This is a genomic window from Thioalkalivibrio sp. ALJ2 (genome assembly GCF_000378325.1).
Lineage (GTDB): Bacteria > Pseudomonadota > Gammaproteobacteria > Ectothiorhodospirales > Ectothiorhodospiraceae > Thioalkalivibrio.
Window position 1 is genome coordinate 220,512 of the sequence record NZ_KB899554.1, and the last position, 15,943, is coordinate 236,454.

The 15,943-nt window shown below is 66.0% G+C and carries 15 protein-coding genes; 8 read left to right on the top strand and 7 right to left on the bottom strand.

The window, feature by feature from the left end; genetic code table 11:
* Positions 1-27: 27 nt before the first annotated feature.
* Positions 28-1,080, bottom strand: a complete 1,053-nt coding sequence (locus F468_RS0100985) for a porin (protein WP_012981440.1) — start codon at positions 1,078-1,080, stop codon at positions 28-30.
* A gap of 287 nt (positions 1,081-1,367) precedes the next feature.
* Here F468_RS0100985 and F468_RS0100990 point away from each other — a divergent pair, with 287 nt between their 5' ends.
* From F468_RS0100990 to asnB, 8 genes are all read left to right on the top strand, one after another.
* The gene (locus F468_RS0100990) at positions 1,368-1,886 is read left to right on the top strand and encodes a MarR family winged helix-turn-helix transcriptional regulator (protein ID WP_012981441.1); all 519 of its coding nucleotides are present in this window, start codon (positions 1,368-1,370) and stop codon (positions 1,884-1,886) included.
* Between the two features lie 26 nt (positions 1,887-1,912).
* Complete coding sequence (locus tag F468_RS0100995) at positions 1,913-2,314, top strand: hypothetical protein (RefSeq protein ID WP_018175089.1); 402 nt, start codon at positions 1,913-1,915, stop codon at positions 2,312-2,314.
* A 69-nt stretch (positions 2,315-2,383) separates the two neighbouring features.
* Positions 2,384-3,625: a Zn-dependent hydrolase gene (locus tag F468_RS0101000; RefSeq protein WP_012981443.1), complete on the top strand. Its 1,242-nt coding sequence runs from the start codon at positions 2,384-2,386 to the stop codon at positions 3,623-3,625.
* Positions 3,626-3,661: 36 nt separating this feature from the next.
* Positions 3,662-4,405 (top strand): cysteine hydrolase family protein, encoded by a 744-nt coding sequence (locus F468_RS0101005; protein WP_012981444.1) that lies wholly within the window; start codon positions 3,662-3,664, stop codon positions 4,403-4,405.
* A complete protein-coding gene (locus tag F468_RS0101010; RefSeq protein ID WP_018994461.1) occupies positions 4,402-5,868 on the top strand; it encodes a sodium:solute symporter family protein in 1,467 nt (488 codons plus the stop codon). Before F468_RS0101005 ends, F468_RS0101010 begins: the two co-directional genes overlap by 4 nt.
* Positions 5,865-5,987 carry a hypothetical protein gene (locus F468_RS14715; protein WP_012981446.1) on the top strand — a complete coding sequence of 41 codons (123 nt, stop codon included), beginning with the start codon at positions 5,865-5,867 and terminating at the stop codon, positions 5,985-5,987. The genes F468_RS0101010 and F468_RS14715 overlap by 4 nt, the downstream gene beginning before the upstream one ends.
* Positions 5,975-7,057, top strand: a complete 1,083-nt coding sequence (locus F468_RS0101020) for an aspartate carbamoyltransferase (RefSeq protein ID WP_012981447.1) — start codon at positions 5,975-5,977, stop codon at positions 7,055-7,057. The genes F468_RS14715 and F468_RS0101020 overlap by 13 nt, the downstream gene beginning before the upstream one ends.
* Before the next feature lie 89 nt (positions 7,058-7,146).
* Complete coding sequence (gene asnB / locus F468_RS0101025; RefSeq protein WP_018139778.1) at positions 7,147-9,165, top strand: asparagine synthase (glutamine-hydrolyzing); 2,019 nt, start codon at positions 7,147-7,149, stop codon at positions 9,163-9,165.
* Between the two features lie 58 nt (positions 9,166-9,223).
* Here asnB and F468_RS0101030 read toward each other — a convergent pair whose 3' ends face one another.
* The 6 genes from F468_RS0101030 to ccsB form a co-directional block, all read right to left on the bottom strand.
* A complete protein-coding gene (locus F468_RS0101030; protein ID WP_018139779.1) occupies positions 9,224-10,108 on the bottom strand; it encodes a carbohydrate kinase in 885 nt (294 codons plus the stop codon).
* Positions 10,109-10,142: 34 nt separating this feature from the next.
* The gene (locus F468_RS0101035; RefSeq protein ID WP_018139780.1) at positions 10,143-11,444 is read right to left on the bottom strand and encodes a GGDEF domain-containing protein; all 1,302 of its coding nucleotides are present in this window, start codon (positions 11,442-11,444) and stop codon (positions 10,143-10,145) included.
* An 81-nt stretch (positions 11,445-11,525) separates the two neighbouring features.
* Complete coding sequence (locus tag F468_RS0101040; protein WP_012981451.1) at positions 11,526-12,398, bottom strand: endonuclease/exonuclease/phosphatase family protein; 873 nt, start codon at positions 12,396-12,398, stop codon at positions 11,526-11,528.
* Between the two features lie 47 nt (positions 12,399-12,445).
* A complete protein-coding gene (locus tag F468_RS0101045) occupies positions 12,446-14,089 on the bottom strand; it encodes an acetolactate synthase large subunit (protein ID WP_012981452.1) in 1,644 nt (547 codons plus the stop codon).
* Positions 14,090-14,130: 41 nt separating this feature from the next.
* The gene (locus F468_RS0101050) at positions 14,131-14,763 is read right to left on the bottom strand and encodes a thiol:disulfide interchange protein DsbA/DsbL (RefSeq protein WP_018994462.1); all 633 of its coding nucleotides are present in this window, start codon (positions 14,761-14,763) and stop codon (positions 14,131-14,133) included.
* Positions 14,764-15,936, bottom strand: a complete 1,173-nt coding sequence (gene ccsB / locus F468_RS0101055; RefSeq protein ID WP_012981454.1) for a c-type cytochrome biogenesis protein CcsB — start codon at positions 15,934-15,936, stop codon at positions 14,764-14,766.
* Positions 15,937-15,943: the final 7 nt, after the last annotated feature.

The window sequence follows — 15,943 nt, forward strand, 5'->3', positions numbered from 1 at the left end:
CAACAAACGTGCGCGGCGGATTGGCTTCTAGAAGCTGTAGTGCATGCCGACCATGAACACGTTGTTGCTTCCATCCTCGGGAAAGTCAGCCCCGGCCCGGCCGGTGTCTCGGGCCCTTGATGCCGGTACCGCACCGGTTGCTTCTTCTTCGTAGTAGTACTCGGCAAACAGGGACAGCCCGTCCATCCAGTTGAACGCGTAGCCCAGGTGGAAGACGTCTCCGCCGTAGTTGTCGACGTTGGCGTAGGTTCCGTGGAATATATGTTGCCCCACGGCGTAGGCGGCGTAGATGTTCGCGGCGACGTCGCCGTCGTCCCCGAAGGCCCCGGCGTCCTGGTCGCTTTCAATGTATTCGACCTTGGCACCCATCGACCATGGGCCCATGCTGTGCATCGCGGACACCCCCCAGATCCGAGTGTTCTGCTCGCCATTGGCATCATCGACCCCGACGGAAAGAGTCGTGTCGCCGAAGGCGTACGAACCGGTCACCTGGTAGCGATCATCTGGAGAGCCCGATGCATCGTCGTAGCCGCCGTTCGCGCTGTAGGAGGCCGCGAACGAGAAGCCGTTGAAGTCCGGAGAGTAGTACATGAGGCTGTTGCTCTCACGGAAGGTCGTATAGGTCGCGAAGCCGCTCTGGTAGGAGTAGAACATGTCCACCGGGAAGGCGATCGCGTTGTAATACGGCAGCCAATCGCGGCCATACGCCACGGTACCGAATGCGCCGTCGAGCCCGACCTTGCCGATGCGGACGTCCTCGTCTTCGCCACTGAAGGGGTCCTGTACTCGGCCGTTGGCCAGGTCGAGCGGGATTTCCAGCTGCGCAAACGCGTTCAGGCTTTCATTGATCTCATAGTTGGCGTTGAAGCCGATGCGTGAATAGGCATCCCGGAAGCCGTCATAGCTGTCCTCGCCATCCGGGTCCGCCGTTTCGTACTGCAGTCTCAGTGACCCGTAGAAATCGAACTCGACGCCCCCTGCACCCTCCTGTTCTGCGGGGCTGACCGCTGGCGCCAGAAGAAGCGCCGTGGCAACGGCCCCGGCCAGTGGAGTGAGACTCCACGAAATGTTGTTTTTCATTATTCGTTCCTTTTGGCAGTTCGATCCTGGAATCCGAAAGAGAAACAGGCCCCTGTACCCCCGGGGGACCGATGGCGAGCTCCCGAGGAACCGCCACAACCGTTTCTGTCGCGTATGGCTAACGAGAGGCCCGTTTTGTTGCCCAGAGACCGGATCCTGGTGACCTCGGCTAGCCGGAAACCCCATTAATAGAACGCGCTCGCCGCTTTCGCCAGCAAAGGACAAGTTGCAACTCCATTATTTTTGTACAAAACTATATGGCATTTGCCATACTGAGTCCGACTGTGATGTCAGCTGTTTCTGCCCAGAACGAACCTCATCGCCCCGCGACGGAAGGGGAACCGGATCTGTCGCGTTCCGTGATCCGTCAGCTGCGCGTGATCATCCGCGCCCTGCAGGGGCATTCGCGGGCAGTGGAGCGTGCCTGCGGGATCAGTGCCTCGCAGTTGTGGGCCCTGTGGGAGCTGCAGCGCACGCCCGGGCTGAATGTCAGCGACCTTTCGCGCCGGCTGTCGGTGCATGCCTCGACCACCTCGAACCTGCTGGACAAGCTGGAATACAGCGGGCTCGTCGAGCGCCGCCGCCCGGAGAAGGACCAGCGCATCGTGCGGCTGTATGTCACGCCCAAGGGGGAGGCGCTCCTGTCCGACGCCCCGGCAGCCCCCCAGGGCGAGTTGAACCGCGCGTTGCACGCTCTCCCGCCCGAGCGGCTGGCGGATCTGGACGAAGGGCTTACCCTCCTGGTCGAGGCGATGAACACCACCGAGCCTCGTGCCGGTCTGCAGCCGTTCGAGGTGAAAACCTGAGCGGCGTGGCCGCCAGGTAACGCGCCATGCGCTCCCTCCTGCCCGCCAGCCTGCTGCTTCTGCTGCTGCCGCTGGTTGTACTGGCCGAGCCCCGATTCGACGACCCGCCCACGGACTCGCGTGATGGCGGTCTAACCCTCGAATGGAACGCCGAGGGGCCCGTCGAACTCGAACAGGCGAGCGGTCCGGACTTCGACGACGCCCGCGTGATCTATCGCGGTGGCGACACCAGCAGCGTAATCAGCGGCCTCCCGGACGGCGAATATCGCTTTCGCCTGCGGGCCGATGGCGCGGACGACTGGGCCGACGAGGCCCGGATCGATGTGGCGCACCACAGCCTGGCCCGCGCGTTTGGCTTCTTCGCGCTGGGAGGCGTCGTCTTTCTGGTCCTGATCGTGGCCATCCTGCGCGGTCGCCCGCGCGACTGAATTCACCTGCCCCGCCCCGTCGATCCGCGTGTACCGCGACCGGGGCCGGCGGCCCTATCGGAGAACACGATGCACGAACTCAAGATCAACATGCAGCGCCTGCAGCAGGACATTACCGAGCTGGGGCAGATTGGACGCGATGCCGACCGTGGCTTGCACCGCCGGGCGTTCAGCGAGGGCGACCGCGCGGGGCGCGAGTGGTTTCGCGGCCGCCTGGAGGCCGCGGGCCTCGACGTCTGGCAGGATGGCGCCGCCAACCTGCACGGTCGCCTGGACTACGACGGCAAGCGCCCGGTGGTCGCCATGGGCTCGCATCTCGATACCGTCCCCGGTGGTGGCCCGCTGGATGGTGCCCTGGGGGTGCTGATCGGGCTGGAGGTGCTGCGCACGGCCAAGGAACATGAGGTCGACTTGCAGTACCCGCTGGAGGTCATCGACTTCACTGACGAGGAGGGCCGCTTCGGCGGCATGTTCGGCTCCCAGGCGATGGCCGGAAAGCTGACCCCGGAGAGCATCAGCCATGCCCGTGACCTCGAGGGCATCACCCTGGTCGAGGCGATGGCCAACTGGGGCCTGAATGCCGACGACGCCCTGAGCGCGCGACGCGACCCGCACACCCTGCATGCCTTCATCGAGACCCATATCGAGCAGGGCCCGGTGCTGGATCGCCGCGGCCTGAGCGTGGGCGTGGTCGAGGCCATCACCGGCCTGTTCAAGTGGGAGGTGCGCCTGAAGGGCCAGCCGAACCATGCGGGCACCACGCCGATGGACATGCGCATCGACGCCTTCCAGGGGCTGGCCGAATTCGGCGGCGAGATCAATCGCCTGCTGGAGGAGCACGGCAGCCCGAACTCGCGCGCGACTATCGGCCGCGTGGAGCTCTCGCCGGGCGCGGCGAACACCGTGCCGGGCATGGCGACTTTCTCCTTCGAGGTGCGCGATACCGACGAGAAGGTATTGACCGCGCTGGCCCACGCGGCCCGCCGCACGCTGTCCAGCCTCGCGCGCCGGCGTGACCTGATGTTCGAGTTCGACGTGCTCTCGGAGATCGATCCGGTGCGCTGCGACACGGGCATCGTGCAGACCATCGAGGCGACCGCCGAACGCATGGGGCTGGAGTACCTGACCATGCCCAGCGGCGCTGCGCACGACACCCAGAGCATGAGTGCAATCACGCGTACCGGCATGATCTTCGTACCGAGCCTGCAGGGGCGTAGCCATTCCGCGGCGGAATGGACAAACTGGGAGGACATCGAGACCGGCGCCAACCTGACGCTGCAAAGCGCCTTGGCCCTGGCCGCCCGTTCGTGAGCATCCCCGATCACCGCGACCCAAGGACCGCCCGGCATGGCCAATAACGACAACGTCTCCCAGCTCACTGACTACGACTCTCTGGACCCGCTGCGCGAGCAGTACCAGGAGAGCCTGATCACGACCCCGGTGCTGCGTCAGGAACTGCGCGAGCACCACGTCGCTCTGCTGTGCATTGACCTGCAGTACCTGGATGCCGCGCGCGGTCATGGGGTGTTCGCCGACTCGGTGCAGTCCGGCGTGCCGCCCGAGGCACAGGAGTACTACTTCAACCGCCTGGAGCAGACGGTGCTGCCGAACGTGCGCCGGCTGCAGGATGCATTCCGCGAGCAGGGGCTGGAGGTCATCCACACGCGTATCCGTTCGCTGACCCACGACGGGCGCGACCGCAGCCCGGGCCACAAGCGCCTGAACCTGCATGCCGCGCCCGGCTCCAAGGATGCGGAGTTCGTCGAGCAGGTCGCACCGGTGGGCGACGAGATCGTGCTGGACAAGACCGCCAGCGGCGTCTTCAATTCGACCAACCTGCACTACATCCTGCGCAACCTGAACATCTCGGCACTGTTCATCGTGGGTGTGTACTCGAACGAGTGCGTATCCACGGCCGTGCGCGATGCCTGTGACCTGGGTTTCTATGTCACGCTGATGGACGACGCCACCGCGACGGTGACCCCGGAGATGCAGAAGGCGACGATCACCACCATCAAGGATCGCTACGCCCGCGTGATGACCACCGACGAGGCGATCCGCGAGATCAAGAAGGTGAAGGAGGCCTCGTGACCGGCCTCGACGACCCGATCCTCCCGAGTTCGATCGCCTGGGGGCTGCTGATCGCATTCAGCATCCTCTGGGTGGCGCTCGGCTGGTGGCTGGGTCGTCACAACAAGACCGCCGAAGACCACATGCTGGCCGGGCGCAACGTCGGGCTGGCGCTGGCCACCGCGACCGCGATGGCCACTTGGGTTACCGCCAACACCACGATGACCGCCCCGCAGCTGGCGCTGCAGCTCGGTGTATGGGGCATGCTCGGGTATTCGCTGGGGGCGCTGGGGCTGATCCTGTTCGCGCCGCTGGCGCGCCGTATCCGCGAGCTGATGCCGCGCGGGTTTACGTCCGGCGACTTCATCCGCCTGCGCTTCGGCACCTTCACCTGGCGCGTATTCCTGGTGGTCTCGCTGATCTATGCCTTCGGCTGGCTGGTCTCGATGGCGATGGCCGGCGGGGTGCTGATCAATGCCCTGGCCGGCATCGACTACCGCGTGGGCATGAGCGTGATCCTCACAGTCTGCGTGATCTACACCCTGCTGGGCGGTCTGCGCGCGGTCATCGGCACGGACTTCATCCAGACCATCATCATCATCGCCGGCGCGGCGTTCATCGCCTGGCTGACCATCGACAAGGTCGGTTTCGAGGCGATCCACTTCAACCTGATGGAAGAGCGCCCGGAACTGCTGAGCCTGTTGTTCCCGGCCGCGATCATGTTCCTGTTCAACAACCTGCTGTTCGGGGTGGGCGAGATCTTCCACTCCAACGTCTGGTGGTCGCGCGCCTTCGCGTTCGGCCGCAACGTCGGCTTCCGCGCCTACCTGCTGGGCGGGCTGCTGTGGCTGCCGATCCCGATCGTCGCCGGCTTCATCGCCCTGGCCACGCCGGCGCTGGGCATCAACGTGCCCGCCGCGGACATGGTCGGGCCGCTGGTCGCGGCCGAGGTCCTCGGCCTTACCGGCGCGATCGTGGTCTTCATCGTCGTCTTCGCCGCCTTGGCCTCGAGCCTCGACTCGCTGCTGGCGGCCACCTCGGACCTGGTCACCCGCGATATCTACCGGGGCCATATCCGCCCGCAGGCCAGCGAGCAGAGCCAGTTCCGCGCGACCAAGGTGATCGTGGTGCTGCTCGGTCTGCTGACCTGGCTGGCCGCGAGCTATCGCGGCTCGCTGCCGATCATCGGCTCGCTGGCCGAACTGCTGTACTTTACGGGGGCCTTCGTGGCCTCGGCGATCTGGCCGATCGTCGCCGGGCTGTACTGGCGGCGGGCGAACCCTCAGGGCGCGGCCTGGTCGATGATACTGGGGTCGGGCATTGGGCTGGCCAGCTATTTCCTGATCGGCTTCTATGTCGCGGCACTGGTGGGCGCGGCCGTCTCCCTGGCCGTGATGGTGCTGAGTACCTGGCTGGCGCCGCGGCCGTTCGACTGGGGTCGCCTGTCCCGCGACGCCGCGGCCGAGGAGGTCCGGACCGCATGATGATCTCGTCGACTGCCTTGTCCGTGATCGTTGTGGTTGCCACGCTGGTCGCCACCCTGACCCCGATCCTGCTGCTGGCCCTGTTCATTCGCGACTGGAAAAAAGGATGCCTCTGGTGAACTACACCGAAGATCCCCTGCACGTGCTCCACCCGAAAGACGGCGCCGCCGGCACCGACCGCCCGAAGGCGCTCCTTGAGGCCGTGGAGGAAGACCCGGACCCGCTCCTGAAGCTGGCGGCCGCGCATGTGGTTTCCAGTCAGCAGTTCTCGCGCGATGAACTGCTGCAGCTGTTCCGTCTGGCGGCGCAGTACGAGACCACTCCGGCGCTGATGCACCTGCCGCTGGCCGGCAAGATTCTGATCAGTGCGTTCTACGAGCCGTCCACGCGCACGCGGCTGTCCTTCGAGAGCGCCTGGCACCGGCTTGGCGGGGCGGTGATGTCGATCACCGACCCCAAGAGCACCGGCATCGCCAAGGGCGAGTCGCTGGCGGACATCGCCGAGATGTTCAACAACTACGGCGACGTGCTGGTGCTGCGCTCCTCGGATGGCGAGGCGGCGCACAACATGCTGGAGAACCTGCGCATCCCGCTGGTCAACGCGGGCAACGGGATCGACGAGCATCCGACCCAGGCGCTGGCGGACGTCTACACCCTGGCCAAGTGGCGACCGGAGCTGTTCACCGGCCCGGTGGCGCCGGAGGACCGCATCAAGGTCGGTATCATCGGGGTGCCCTCGCGCATGCGCACGGTGCGTTCGCTGCTGCGCCTGCTAAGCCTGTTCCCGGAGGCAATCGAAGAGGTCGTGATCATCTCGCGCGAGGACGAGAACTTTGACCCGGGTCAGCGCGAGGAGCTGGAAGAGGCCGGCCTGAAGCTGCGCGTGGTGCACGAACTGGACCCGCTGCTGCCGGAACTGGACGTCGTCTACATCAACGCCATTGCCTGGGTGGGCGACACGTTCGAGTCCATGGGCGAGGGCCTGAAGCTGGATCGCAACTCCCCGCTCAAGAAGGGCGCGGTCATCCTGCACCCGCTGGCACGCGGTGACGAGCTGTCCACGGACCTCGACGACACCCCGCACAACTGGTACTTCGCCCAGGCCCGCGGGGCCGTGTTCGTGCGCATGGCGCTGCTGACCACGGTGGTCCGCCGGATCAGCGCGGTCATGGATACCCCGGAAGACTGAGCCAAAGTCGAACTTGAACCGCGAGCGGTGTGGCGCGCCGTAAACCGCGCCCCGCTCGCACCCACGGAATCGAACCAAGGAGACATGCCATGTGTGGCATCGCCGGAATCTTTCACGCCGACCCCAACCGCAAGGTGGACCCGCAGACCCTGGTCAACATGGCCGCGATCCAGTATCACCGCGGCCCCGACGGCTTCGGCTACAAGACGCTGGACGACCGCGGCGTGGGCTTCTCCCATGCCCGCCTGTCGATCATCGACCTGGACGAAAACCGCGGCCGCCAGCCGTTCTGTATGACCGACGGATCGATCATGACCGCGGTCAACGGCGAGCTGTACGACTACAAGCGCATCCGTACCGACCTGACCTCGCGCGGCGTGCAGTTCCGCACCAAGAGCGACTCCGAGATGGTCATGCACCTGTACCGGCGCGAGGGGCTGGAGGATGCGATCAAGCACTTCCGCGGCGAGTTCGCGATCTCGCTGTATGACCGCGAGCATGATCGCCTGGTGCTGATCCGCGACCGCTTCGGCATCAAGCCGCTGTATTTCACCGAGGCCAATGGCAGCTTCGTGTTCGGCTCCGAGCTGAAGGTGCTGTTCGCCAATCCCGACGTCCCGCGCCAGTTTGCCGATGACGGCCTGTACCACCAGCTGATGCAGACCATGGTCCCGGGCACCACTGCGTTCGAGGGCATCCACCAAGTGAAGCCCGGCCACATGGTCATCGTCGAACGGGCCCACGGCAAGCTGAAGGTGCGCCAGGAGAAGTACTGGGACATGGACTTCCCGCTGGCCTCCGAGCGCCCGCCGGAGGAGGATGCCGACGAGAACTACTGGATCGAGGGCGTGCGGGAACAGTTGATGGAGGCCGTCCAGCTGCGCCTGGAGGCCGACGTGCCGGTCGCCTGCTACCTCTCCGGCGGGATCGACTCCTGCATCACCCTGGGCCTGGCTTCGGCCAGCCAGCAGTCGCCGGTCAAGGCCTTCACCATCGGCTTCGACAACGACGACTACGACGAAACGGCGATTGCCCGCGAGATGGCCGAGAGCGTCGGCGCCGACCAGGACATCCTGAAGCTGAATGCGGATCACCTCTACGACAACTTCGAAGAGGCCCTGTGGCACGCCGAGCGCACCATCTACAACACGCTGGGGGTGGCCAAGCTGTTGATGAGCCGGCACGTGAACGAGGCGGGCTACAAGGTGGTGGTGACCGGCGAGGGCTCGGACGAGCTGTTCGGTGGCTACCCGGCCTTCCGCCGCGACATGTTCCTGCACGGCCTGGACACCCTGCCGGAGGCTGACCGCGCCGCCTGGCAGCAGATGCTGAACGAGTCCAACGAGCTGTTCTCCGGCGCGATGCTGGCCGAGGACGAGGTCGACGACCCCGAGTTCACGAAGATGATGGGCTTTACGCCGTCCTGTCTGCAGCCCTGGCTGGCGGCAGCCGAGCACGTGCCCGGCCTGCTGGCGCCGGAGCGCCGCGAACGCATGCAGGACTACCAGCCCGGCAAGGCGATCGCCAACGCCCTGGACGACGACATGCTGGATGGCCGGCATCCGCTGGACAAGGCCCAGTACGTCTGGATCAAGACCATGCTGGAGGGCCAGATCCTGACCTGGGGTGGCGACCGCATGGACATGGCCAACTCCATGGAGGCGCGCCCGCCGTTTCTCGACCACCACCTGGCCGAGTTCTGCGCCCACCTGCCGCCGACCCTGCGCATCAAGGGCCGCACCGAGAAGTACGTGCTGCGCGAATCGATGAAGGGCCTGCTCCCGAAGGTGCTCTACGAGCGCGAGAAGTTCGCGTTCATGGCCCCGCCGGCGCACACCGACCCGGTCAAGTGGGCAGCGATGAAGGCCCTGGCCGACCGCTACCTGTCGCCGGAGAAGGTGGCCGAGGCGGGTCTGCTGGACCCGGAAGGCGTGCGCCGCGTGTTCGAGATCCACGAGGACGAGACCACCCCGGCGGCCACCCAGGTCCAGCTGGACGCGGTGATCAACCACATGATCGGGGTGCAGGTCCTGCACGAGAAGTTCGTCGCCACTGACATCCCGGCGCTGGCTCGCCAGAAGGCCGACGAGTTCGGCTGGCGGCCGTAAACCCGGGTTACGGACGGCCAGGAACTGCCTCGCAAGAGGGGACCGGGTGGTCCGGTGCTCAATCCCAGCTGTTGCGGGCGTCCTGGTAAAAGCCGGGGTCGTCGCTGGTGGCGCCCTGCAGGGTGCAGACCGCCGCCGCGAACGCCAGCGCGCGTTCGAGGGTGGTCGGCCAGCCCCAGTCCTGTCGCATGCCGAGCAGGACGACACTGGCAAAGGCATCGCCGGCCCCGACCGCATCGCGCAGCTCGGGTACCGGCGGGGCCGGGGCCGCAAAGCGCTCGCCGTTGACGGTACGAATGATCGCCCCGCCGGCCCCGGCGGTGACGACCAGGGCCTGACGGATGCCCGCCTGCTCGAGCAGGGCGGTCTCCGCCTCGTCGTCCGCAGCCCCGGGGACCAGGGTGGCCAGCTCGTCCTGGTTCAGCTTCACCACGTCGGCGTCCCGTATCAGGTCCAGCGTCGTGTCCCGGGTATACCAGGGGTCGCGCAGGTTCACGTCCACGAAGCGGTGCCCGGCGCGTTCGCGCAGGCGTGCCAGCAGGTCGTGATTCCCCCGGCGCAGGGCCAGGGTGCCGTGGTAGAGCAGTGGCGTGGAGGCGGGCAGCGCATCGGCCCAGGCTGCGGGTACGTCGTCGTAGGCCTGGTCCGGCACGATGGTGTAGCTGGGCTCGCCGCGGGCGAGTTCGACCCGGACTTCGCCGGTCGGGGCTTCGGGGTGCCGATACAGCCCGCGGGCGTCCATGCCGATCGCATCCATGCGGGCCTGCACCGCGGCGCCCGCTGGGTCGTTGCCTATGCCGCCGACGAAACAGACCGGCTCCCCGAGCTGATGCAGGTTCCAGGCGACATTGAACGGCGCTCCGCCCAGGACGCGCTGTCCATCGGGAAAGACATCGAACAGGACCTCGCCAAAGATCAGCTGGGGGGATGGCTCGGCAATCACAACGGCCTCCTATCAGGGAAATTCTCCCGGGGGATCAGGAAGGGTGTGGCTCGCGGTCGGCCCGCTCCACGCGATCGCGCCCGAGCTTCTTCGCCTGTAGCAGGGCGTGATCCGCGGCGTCGAAGATGGCCGCGGTGGACTGTCCGGCCGCGATCGGGCACATGCCCGCCGAAATGGTCACGCGCAGCCGCGTCTTGCCGGCCCGTACGATCAGGCGATCCACGGCCTCGCGGATCGAATCGGCACGGCGCTGGCAGGTGTCCGGGTCGGAGGTGAGGATCATCACGAATTCCTCGCCCCCGTAGCGCGCAACGAAGTCCTCGCTGCGCACGCCCTCGGCCAGGATCTCTGCGACGGCCTTCAGCACCTTGTCGCCGGCACTGTGGCCGTATTCGTCGTTGATCGCCTTGAAGCGGTCGATGTCCCAGACCAGCAGGCAGGCCGGTTGCTCCGCCCCCAGGTCCTCCCGCAGGCCATCAAGGTAGCGCTCGAAAGCCGTGCGATTGGGCAGCCCGGTCAGGCTGTCGCGGTAGGCCTCCGCCCGCGCCTGGTCCAGCCGCTTGCGCAGGGCACTGACCTGCGACTCCAGCGTACGGCCCTTCGCTCGCAGCAGGCGGTTGCGCTCCAGGGCCTCGAGCAGATCGTTCTCCTGCTGATTGCGAAAGGCCGCCACATGTTCGACCACGCGATCCAGACCCCGGCTGATCTCCTGGCGCAGGGTGGCGATGTCCTCCAGGTCGTCCATGCGGCCCTTCATGGCCCGGACATTGTCCGAGATGCCATCGTGCAGGGTGGCAACCGAGGCGCGTGTACGTTCGCTGCGTTTCTCGTCTTCCGACAGGGCCGAGTCGACGTCTTCCAGGCGATGCCAGATCTCGCCCACGACGTCCGACAGCTCGTCGCGCTCGTGCATGGCGCGCTCGCACTTGTCGTGCAGCACCCGGAAGAGCTGAGAAAGCGTTCGTTCGATCTCCGAGCGGTCGCGCCGTTCGGTCGCGCGATGCAGGTCATCCAGGCCGGGGTCCAGGAAATCGAACCCGTTCAGTCCGCGGCGCACGACCTCGAGCACAGCGCTGGCCAGGTCCTCGTGGTGATCGGAGCTGCGGACCGCGTCGGCCAGCTGTGCACCCAGCCGATCCATCCAGGCAGAGTCGGGCGGGCTGGACTCCACCGCGCGGGACAGGTCCTGAACCGCGCCATCCAGTGCCGGCACGCGGGCGCTGACCACCGCCAGTGCCCTCAGGGCCACCCGCCTCAGTGCATCCTGCTGGACCTGCTCGCGCTCCAGGCGGCGCTCGAGGTCGATGATGGTCCTGCGCATCTCGCTGGCGGACATGGGGCTCCCGAAAGGGCTGTGGGGTCTGGACGTGCCGGGATCATTTAACCGCGTCCGCGACGCGGACGCCAGCGATGGGACTCAGGCGGTGTGGCGGGTTCCGTGCAGCGACTGGGCGGCTGGCAGCTCGATCTCGATACCGACCGGGAGGTGGTCGGACAGGGCCACGTTGTACACGCGCATGTCGCTGACATGCAGGTCCGGGGTCAGCAGGATGTGGTCGAACACGAGGCGCGGATCCCAGGAGGGGTAGGTGGCCGGGCAGCTGATCGGCTCCAGCAGCCCGGTACGGGCGACCAAACGCCGGATCTCCAGGCTGTCCTGCTGGCAGTTGAGATCCCCCATCACCACGGCGTGGCGTTCCGACTGGATCCGTTCGGCGACGTAGTCCAGCTGGGCCTGGCGTGCGCGCCGGCCGAGTGCCAGGTGCAGCAGAAACAGCACCAGCTCCTCGCCATTTTCCATTGCGTAACGGGCCTCGATGGCCCCGCGCCCCGGCAGCGGCCCGGGCAGGCGGTGCATCTCGACCCGTTCCGGCTCAAGCCGCGAAAACAAGGCCAGCGAGTGTTTGGCGAACTGGCCGAGATTGCGGTTGATGCGATTGTAGGTATGCGGGAAGCGGGCCTTTTCCGACAGATAGGAGGCCAGGTCCACGAAGTTCGAGCGCAGGCTGCCACCGTCCAGCTCCTGGACGCCGACGATGTCGAAGTCGGAGATGAAACGCGCCACGCGATCCAGGTTGCCGATCCGCCCCTTATAGGGAAGGACGTGCTTCCAGGAGTTGGTCAGATAGTGGTGCAGGCGCGACGAGGGGATGCCCACCTGGGCATTGAAACTCAACAGGCGCAGGCGCTGCGCGCCCTGGTCGTGCTGATAGGTCAGTCCGCGTACCTCCGGCGAGGCCGGTTGTGCGCGAACGGGTTCGGCATGCTTGCCGCTGGCCGTGGCCGTCATACTGCTTTGTTCCCCAGAGAACGGCGGAAGGTCCGCCCGGATACTACCTAGAATGGACAGACCAACTCGCCCAAACGTTCCGTCAGCTTCAGGTTTTCGCTGTAGTCGACCGGGCAGTCGATGATGGTGACACCGGGGGTGGCGAGGGCCTCGCGCAGGGCGGCCTCCAGGCTGTCGCCCGGGCCGATGCGCACACCGCTGGCGCCGAACGAGTGCGCCAGCTGGACAAAATCCGGGTTGCCGAAATCGACGAAGGCCTTGCGCCCGTACTCGCGCACCTGCTTCCACTCGATCAGGCCGTACGCATTATCGTTCCAGATCAGCACGACAAAGCTCTGGTTCAGGCGCACCGCCGTTTCCAGTTCCTGCACATTCATCAGGAAGCCGGCGTCTCCGGTGACCGCGATCACCTGGCGTTCGGGGTAGAGCGCCGCCGCCGCGATCGCTCCCGGCAGCGCGATGCCCATGCTGGCGAACCCGTTCGAGATCAGGCAGGTGTTGGGGAGCTCGCAGCGGAACATGCGCGCCATCCAGAGCTTGTGCGCCCCGACATCGGTAATCACCACGGCGTCGAGCTCGGCCGCGGTGCGAAGGTCCCAGATCAACTTCTGCGGCTTCAGCGGGAACTGGGTGTCCTCGCGATGCTCGTTCATGTCGTCGATCAGGTTCTGGCGCAGCGGGCGCAGGATGGTCTCCTCGCGCGGGTCCACGAGATCCGTGAGGCGGGCGAGGCAGGTATTTAGGTCGCCGATCACCTCGGATGAGACATTGTAGTGGCCATCGACCTCGGCCGGGGCGGAGTCGATGTGGATCAGCGTGCGGTCGCCGGTCGGGTGCCAGAGCCTGGGTGGATATTCCACCAGGTCGTAGCCGATACAGACGATGACGTCGGCCTTGTGAAAGCCGAAATTGACGAAATCCTGGCTTTGCAGGCCCACCGAGCCCAGGGCCAGCGGGTGGCGGAACGGCAACACGCCCTTGGCCATGAAGGTGTTCGCGACCGGGATATTCAGCGCGGAGGCCAGCTGCGAAAGGGCTCCGCTGGCTCCCGAGCGGATGACGCCGTTGCCCGCCAGGATCAGCGGATGCTGGGCCTCGTTGAGCAACTTCGCCGCGGCCTCCAGGGAGGCCTCGGCCGGCACCGCCTCGGGTCCGGCATGGACCGGGAGTGGCGGGTTGGGGCATGGCAGGGCGGCCACGTTTTCCGGAAGTTCAATGAAGCTGGCGCCGGGCTTGCCGCCCTCGGCCCACTTGAAGGCTTTGCGGACAACCTCCGGCAGTATCTCGGGCTCGACCACGCTGGAGCTGTACTTGGTGATCGGCTGGAACAGGCCCTTCAGATCAAGGACCTGGTGCGACTCCTTGTGCAGCCGGTGAGTGCTGGCCTGGCCCGCGATCGCGACCAGCGGGGCGTGATCCATGTTGGCATCGGCGACACCGGTGATCAGGTTGGTCGCCCCCGGGCCAAGGGTCGCCAGGCAGACCCCGGCACGGCCGGACAGGCGACCATGGACGTCGGCCATGAAGGCCGCGCCCTGCTCGTGGCGCGTAGTGATGAACTCGATGGGGGAATCGGCCAGGGCGTCGAGAACGGCCATGTTCTCTTCGCCCGGCAGGCCGAACACGCGCTCGACCTGTTCCTGTTCCAGGCATTCGACCAGTCGCTGGGCCGTAGTGACGGTTGTGCTCACGCGTTACGCCACCCGACGCTGGACCCTGGACACGGGCGGGGTCAGCCCCGGGCCCGTTCGATCAGGAAATCGGCGACGTCGAGCATCTCCTCGTGGCTGCGCGTCATGCTGGCCGAGACCACGGCCTCGCCGTCGATGATCAGGGTAGGCACACCCTCGACGCCGTACTCCTGAACGTCCTGGCCGGCCTCGGTGACCTTGCGGCGGATCTCCTCGGAGCGCATCACCTCGCGGAACTCGTCGGCGTCGAGGCCGCGCTGGTTGATAAAGCGCAGGATGGCGCTTTCCGAGCGCAGCTCGCGACCCTGGTCATGGATGGCGTCGTAGAACGGTTGATGGACCTCGTTCAGCACTTCCAGCTTCTGTGCGGTGTAGAAGACGCGCGCATGCAGGGCCCAGACATCGTTCATCGGCGCGGGCAGATAGACGAACTCGACATCGTCATCCAGCCCCTTCTGCCACTCCTGCACATAGGGCTCGAACGAGTAGCAGTGCGGGCAGCCATACCAGAAGACCTCGACCACCTGGATCTTGCCATCCTCCAGGCCGGTGTCGACCGGCGGCTGGATGGTGCGGAAGTTCTGACCATCCCGGTATTCGCGGGCCAGGCTGGTGCCGGTTGCCAGCAGCAATCCGGCACCGCCCATGGCACCCAGGAAATCACGACGCCTCATTTACAGCTCTCCGTAGGAATGCAGCCCGGACAGGAACATATTCACGCCCAGGAAGGTGAAGGTGGTCACGAACAGACCGATGATGGCCCACCAGGCCATGACCGGGCCGCGCCAACCCTTGGTGAAGCGCATATGCAGCCAGGACGCGTAGGTCAGCCACAGAATCAGGCTCCAGGTCTCCTTCGGATCCCAGGTCCAGTAGCCGCCCCAGGCCTCGGCCGCCCACATCGCGCCCAGTACGGTGGCGATGGTGAAGAAGGCGAAACCGATCGCGATGGCCTTGTACATCACACTGTCCAGCGCATCCTTGCTGGGCAGCCGATGGGTGATCGCGGCATCCGGCCGGGTGCGCTCGAAACGGTGCTTGATCAGGTAGGCCACACCCAGCATGGCCGCGATGGCAAAGCCGCCGTAGCCGACGAAGTTGGTCGGTACGTGGATCTTCATCCACCAGGAGTTGAGGGCCGGCACCAGCGGTTCGATCTCGTGCGCCTGGCGGTCCCACATGTACCACAGCAGGAAAGTCACCGAGGCGGCGATCACCAGCATCACGAAGGCGCCCATGGTGCGCTGACCGGTGCGCTGCTCGTAGTACAGGTACATGAGCGTGGTCATTACCGCCAGCAGGATGAACACCTCGTAGAGGTTGGACACCGGGATGTAGCCCCAGCTGGGGTCGGTCAGGTAGATCTCGCGCCAGCGCACCATCAGCGCCATCATGCCGGCGCCCGAGCCGATCCAGGCGAAAGCGGCCCCGAGGCGCGACGGGAAGTCGGATTTGCTGAACAGGCCGAGGATGTAGGTCGCGGTGGCCATGTAGAGCATCACGCTCATCCACATCACACCGGCCTGGCCGGAGCCAATGTAGTTCAGCCAGAAGTTGGTGCTGCCCCGGGCCAGATCGTCACCGTACAACCAGACCCCGAACAGCGAGAGCGCGGCGACGATGATCGAAAAGAGCTGCCAGGGGCGCCAGAACCAGCCCAACCAGGCACTCATGCCGGCGGCGAGGATCAGGCCGCCGGTGTCGTAGCGATCCATCAGGTGGCCATACTGCCAGTGAGCGATCACCGCAACGGCGAGCACCAGCGCAAAGTATGCCCAGTCGAGCGGCCGGATGCGCCGGAAGATACTGGGCCGTTCAAAATCCAGGGCCTCATGGGGTACTGACATGGATCGC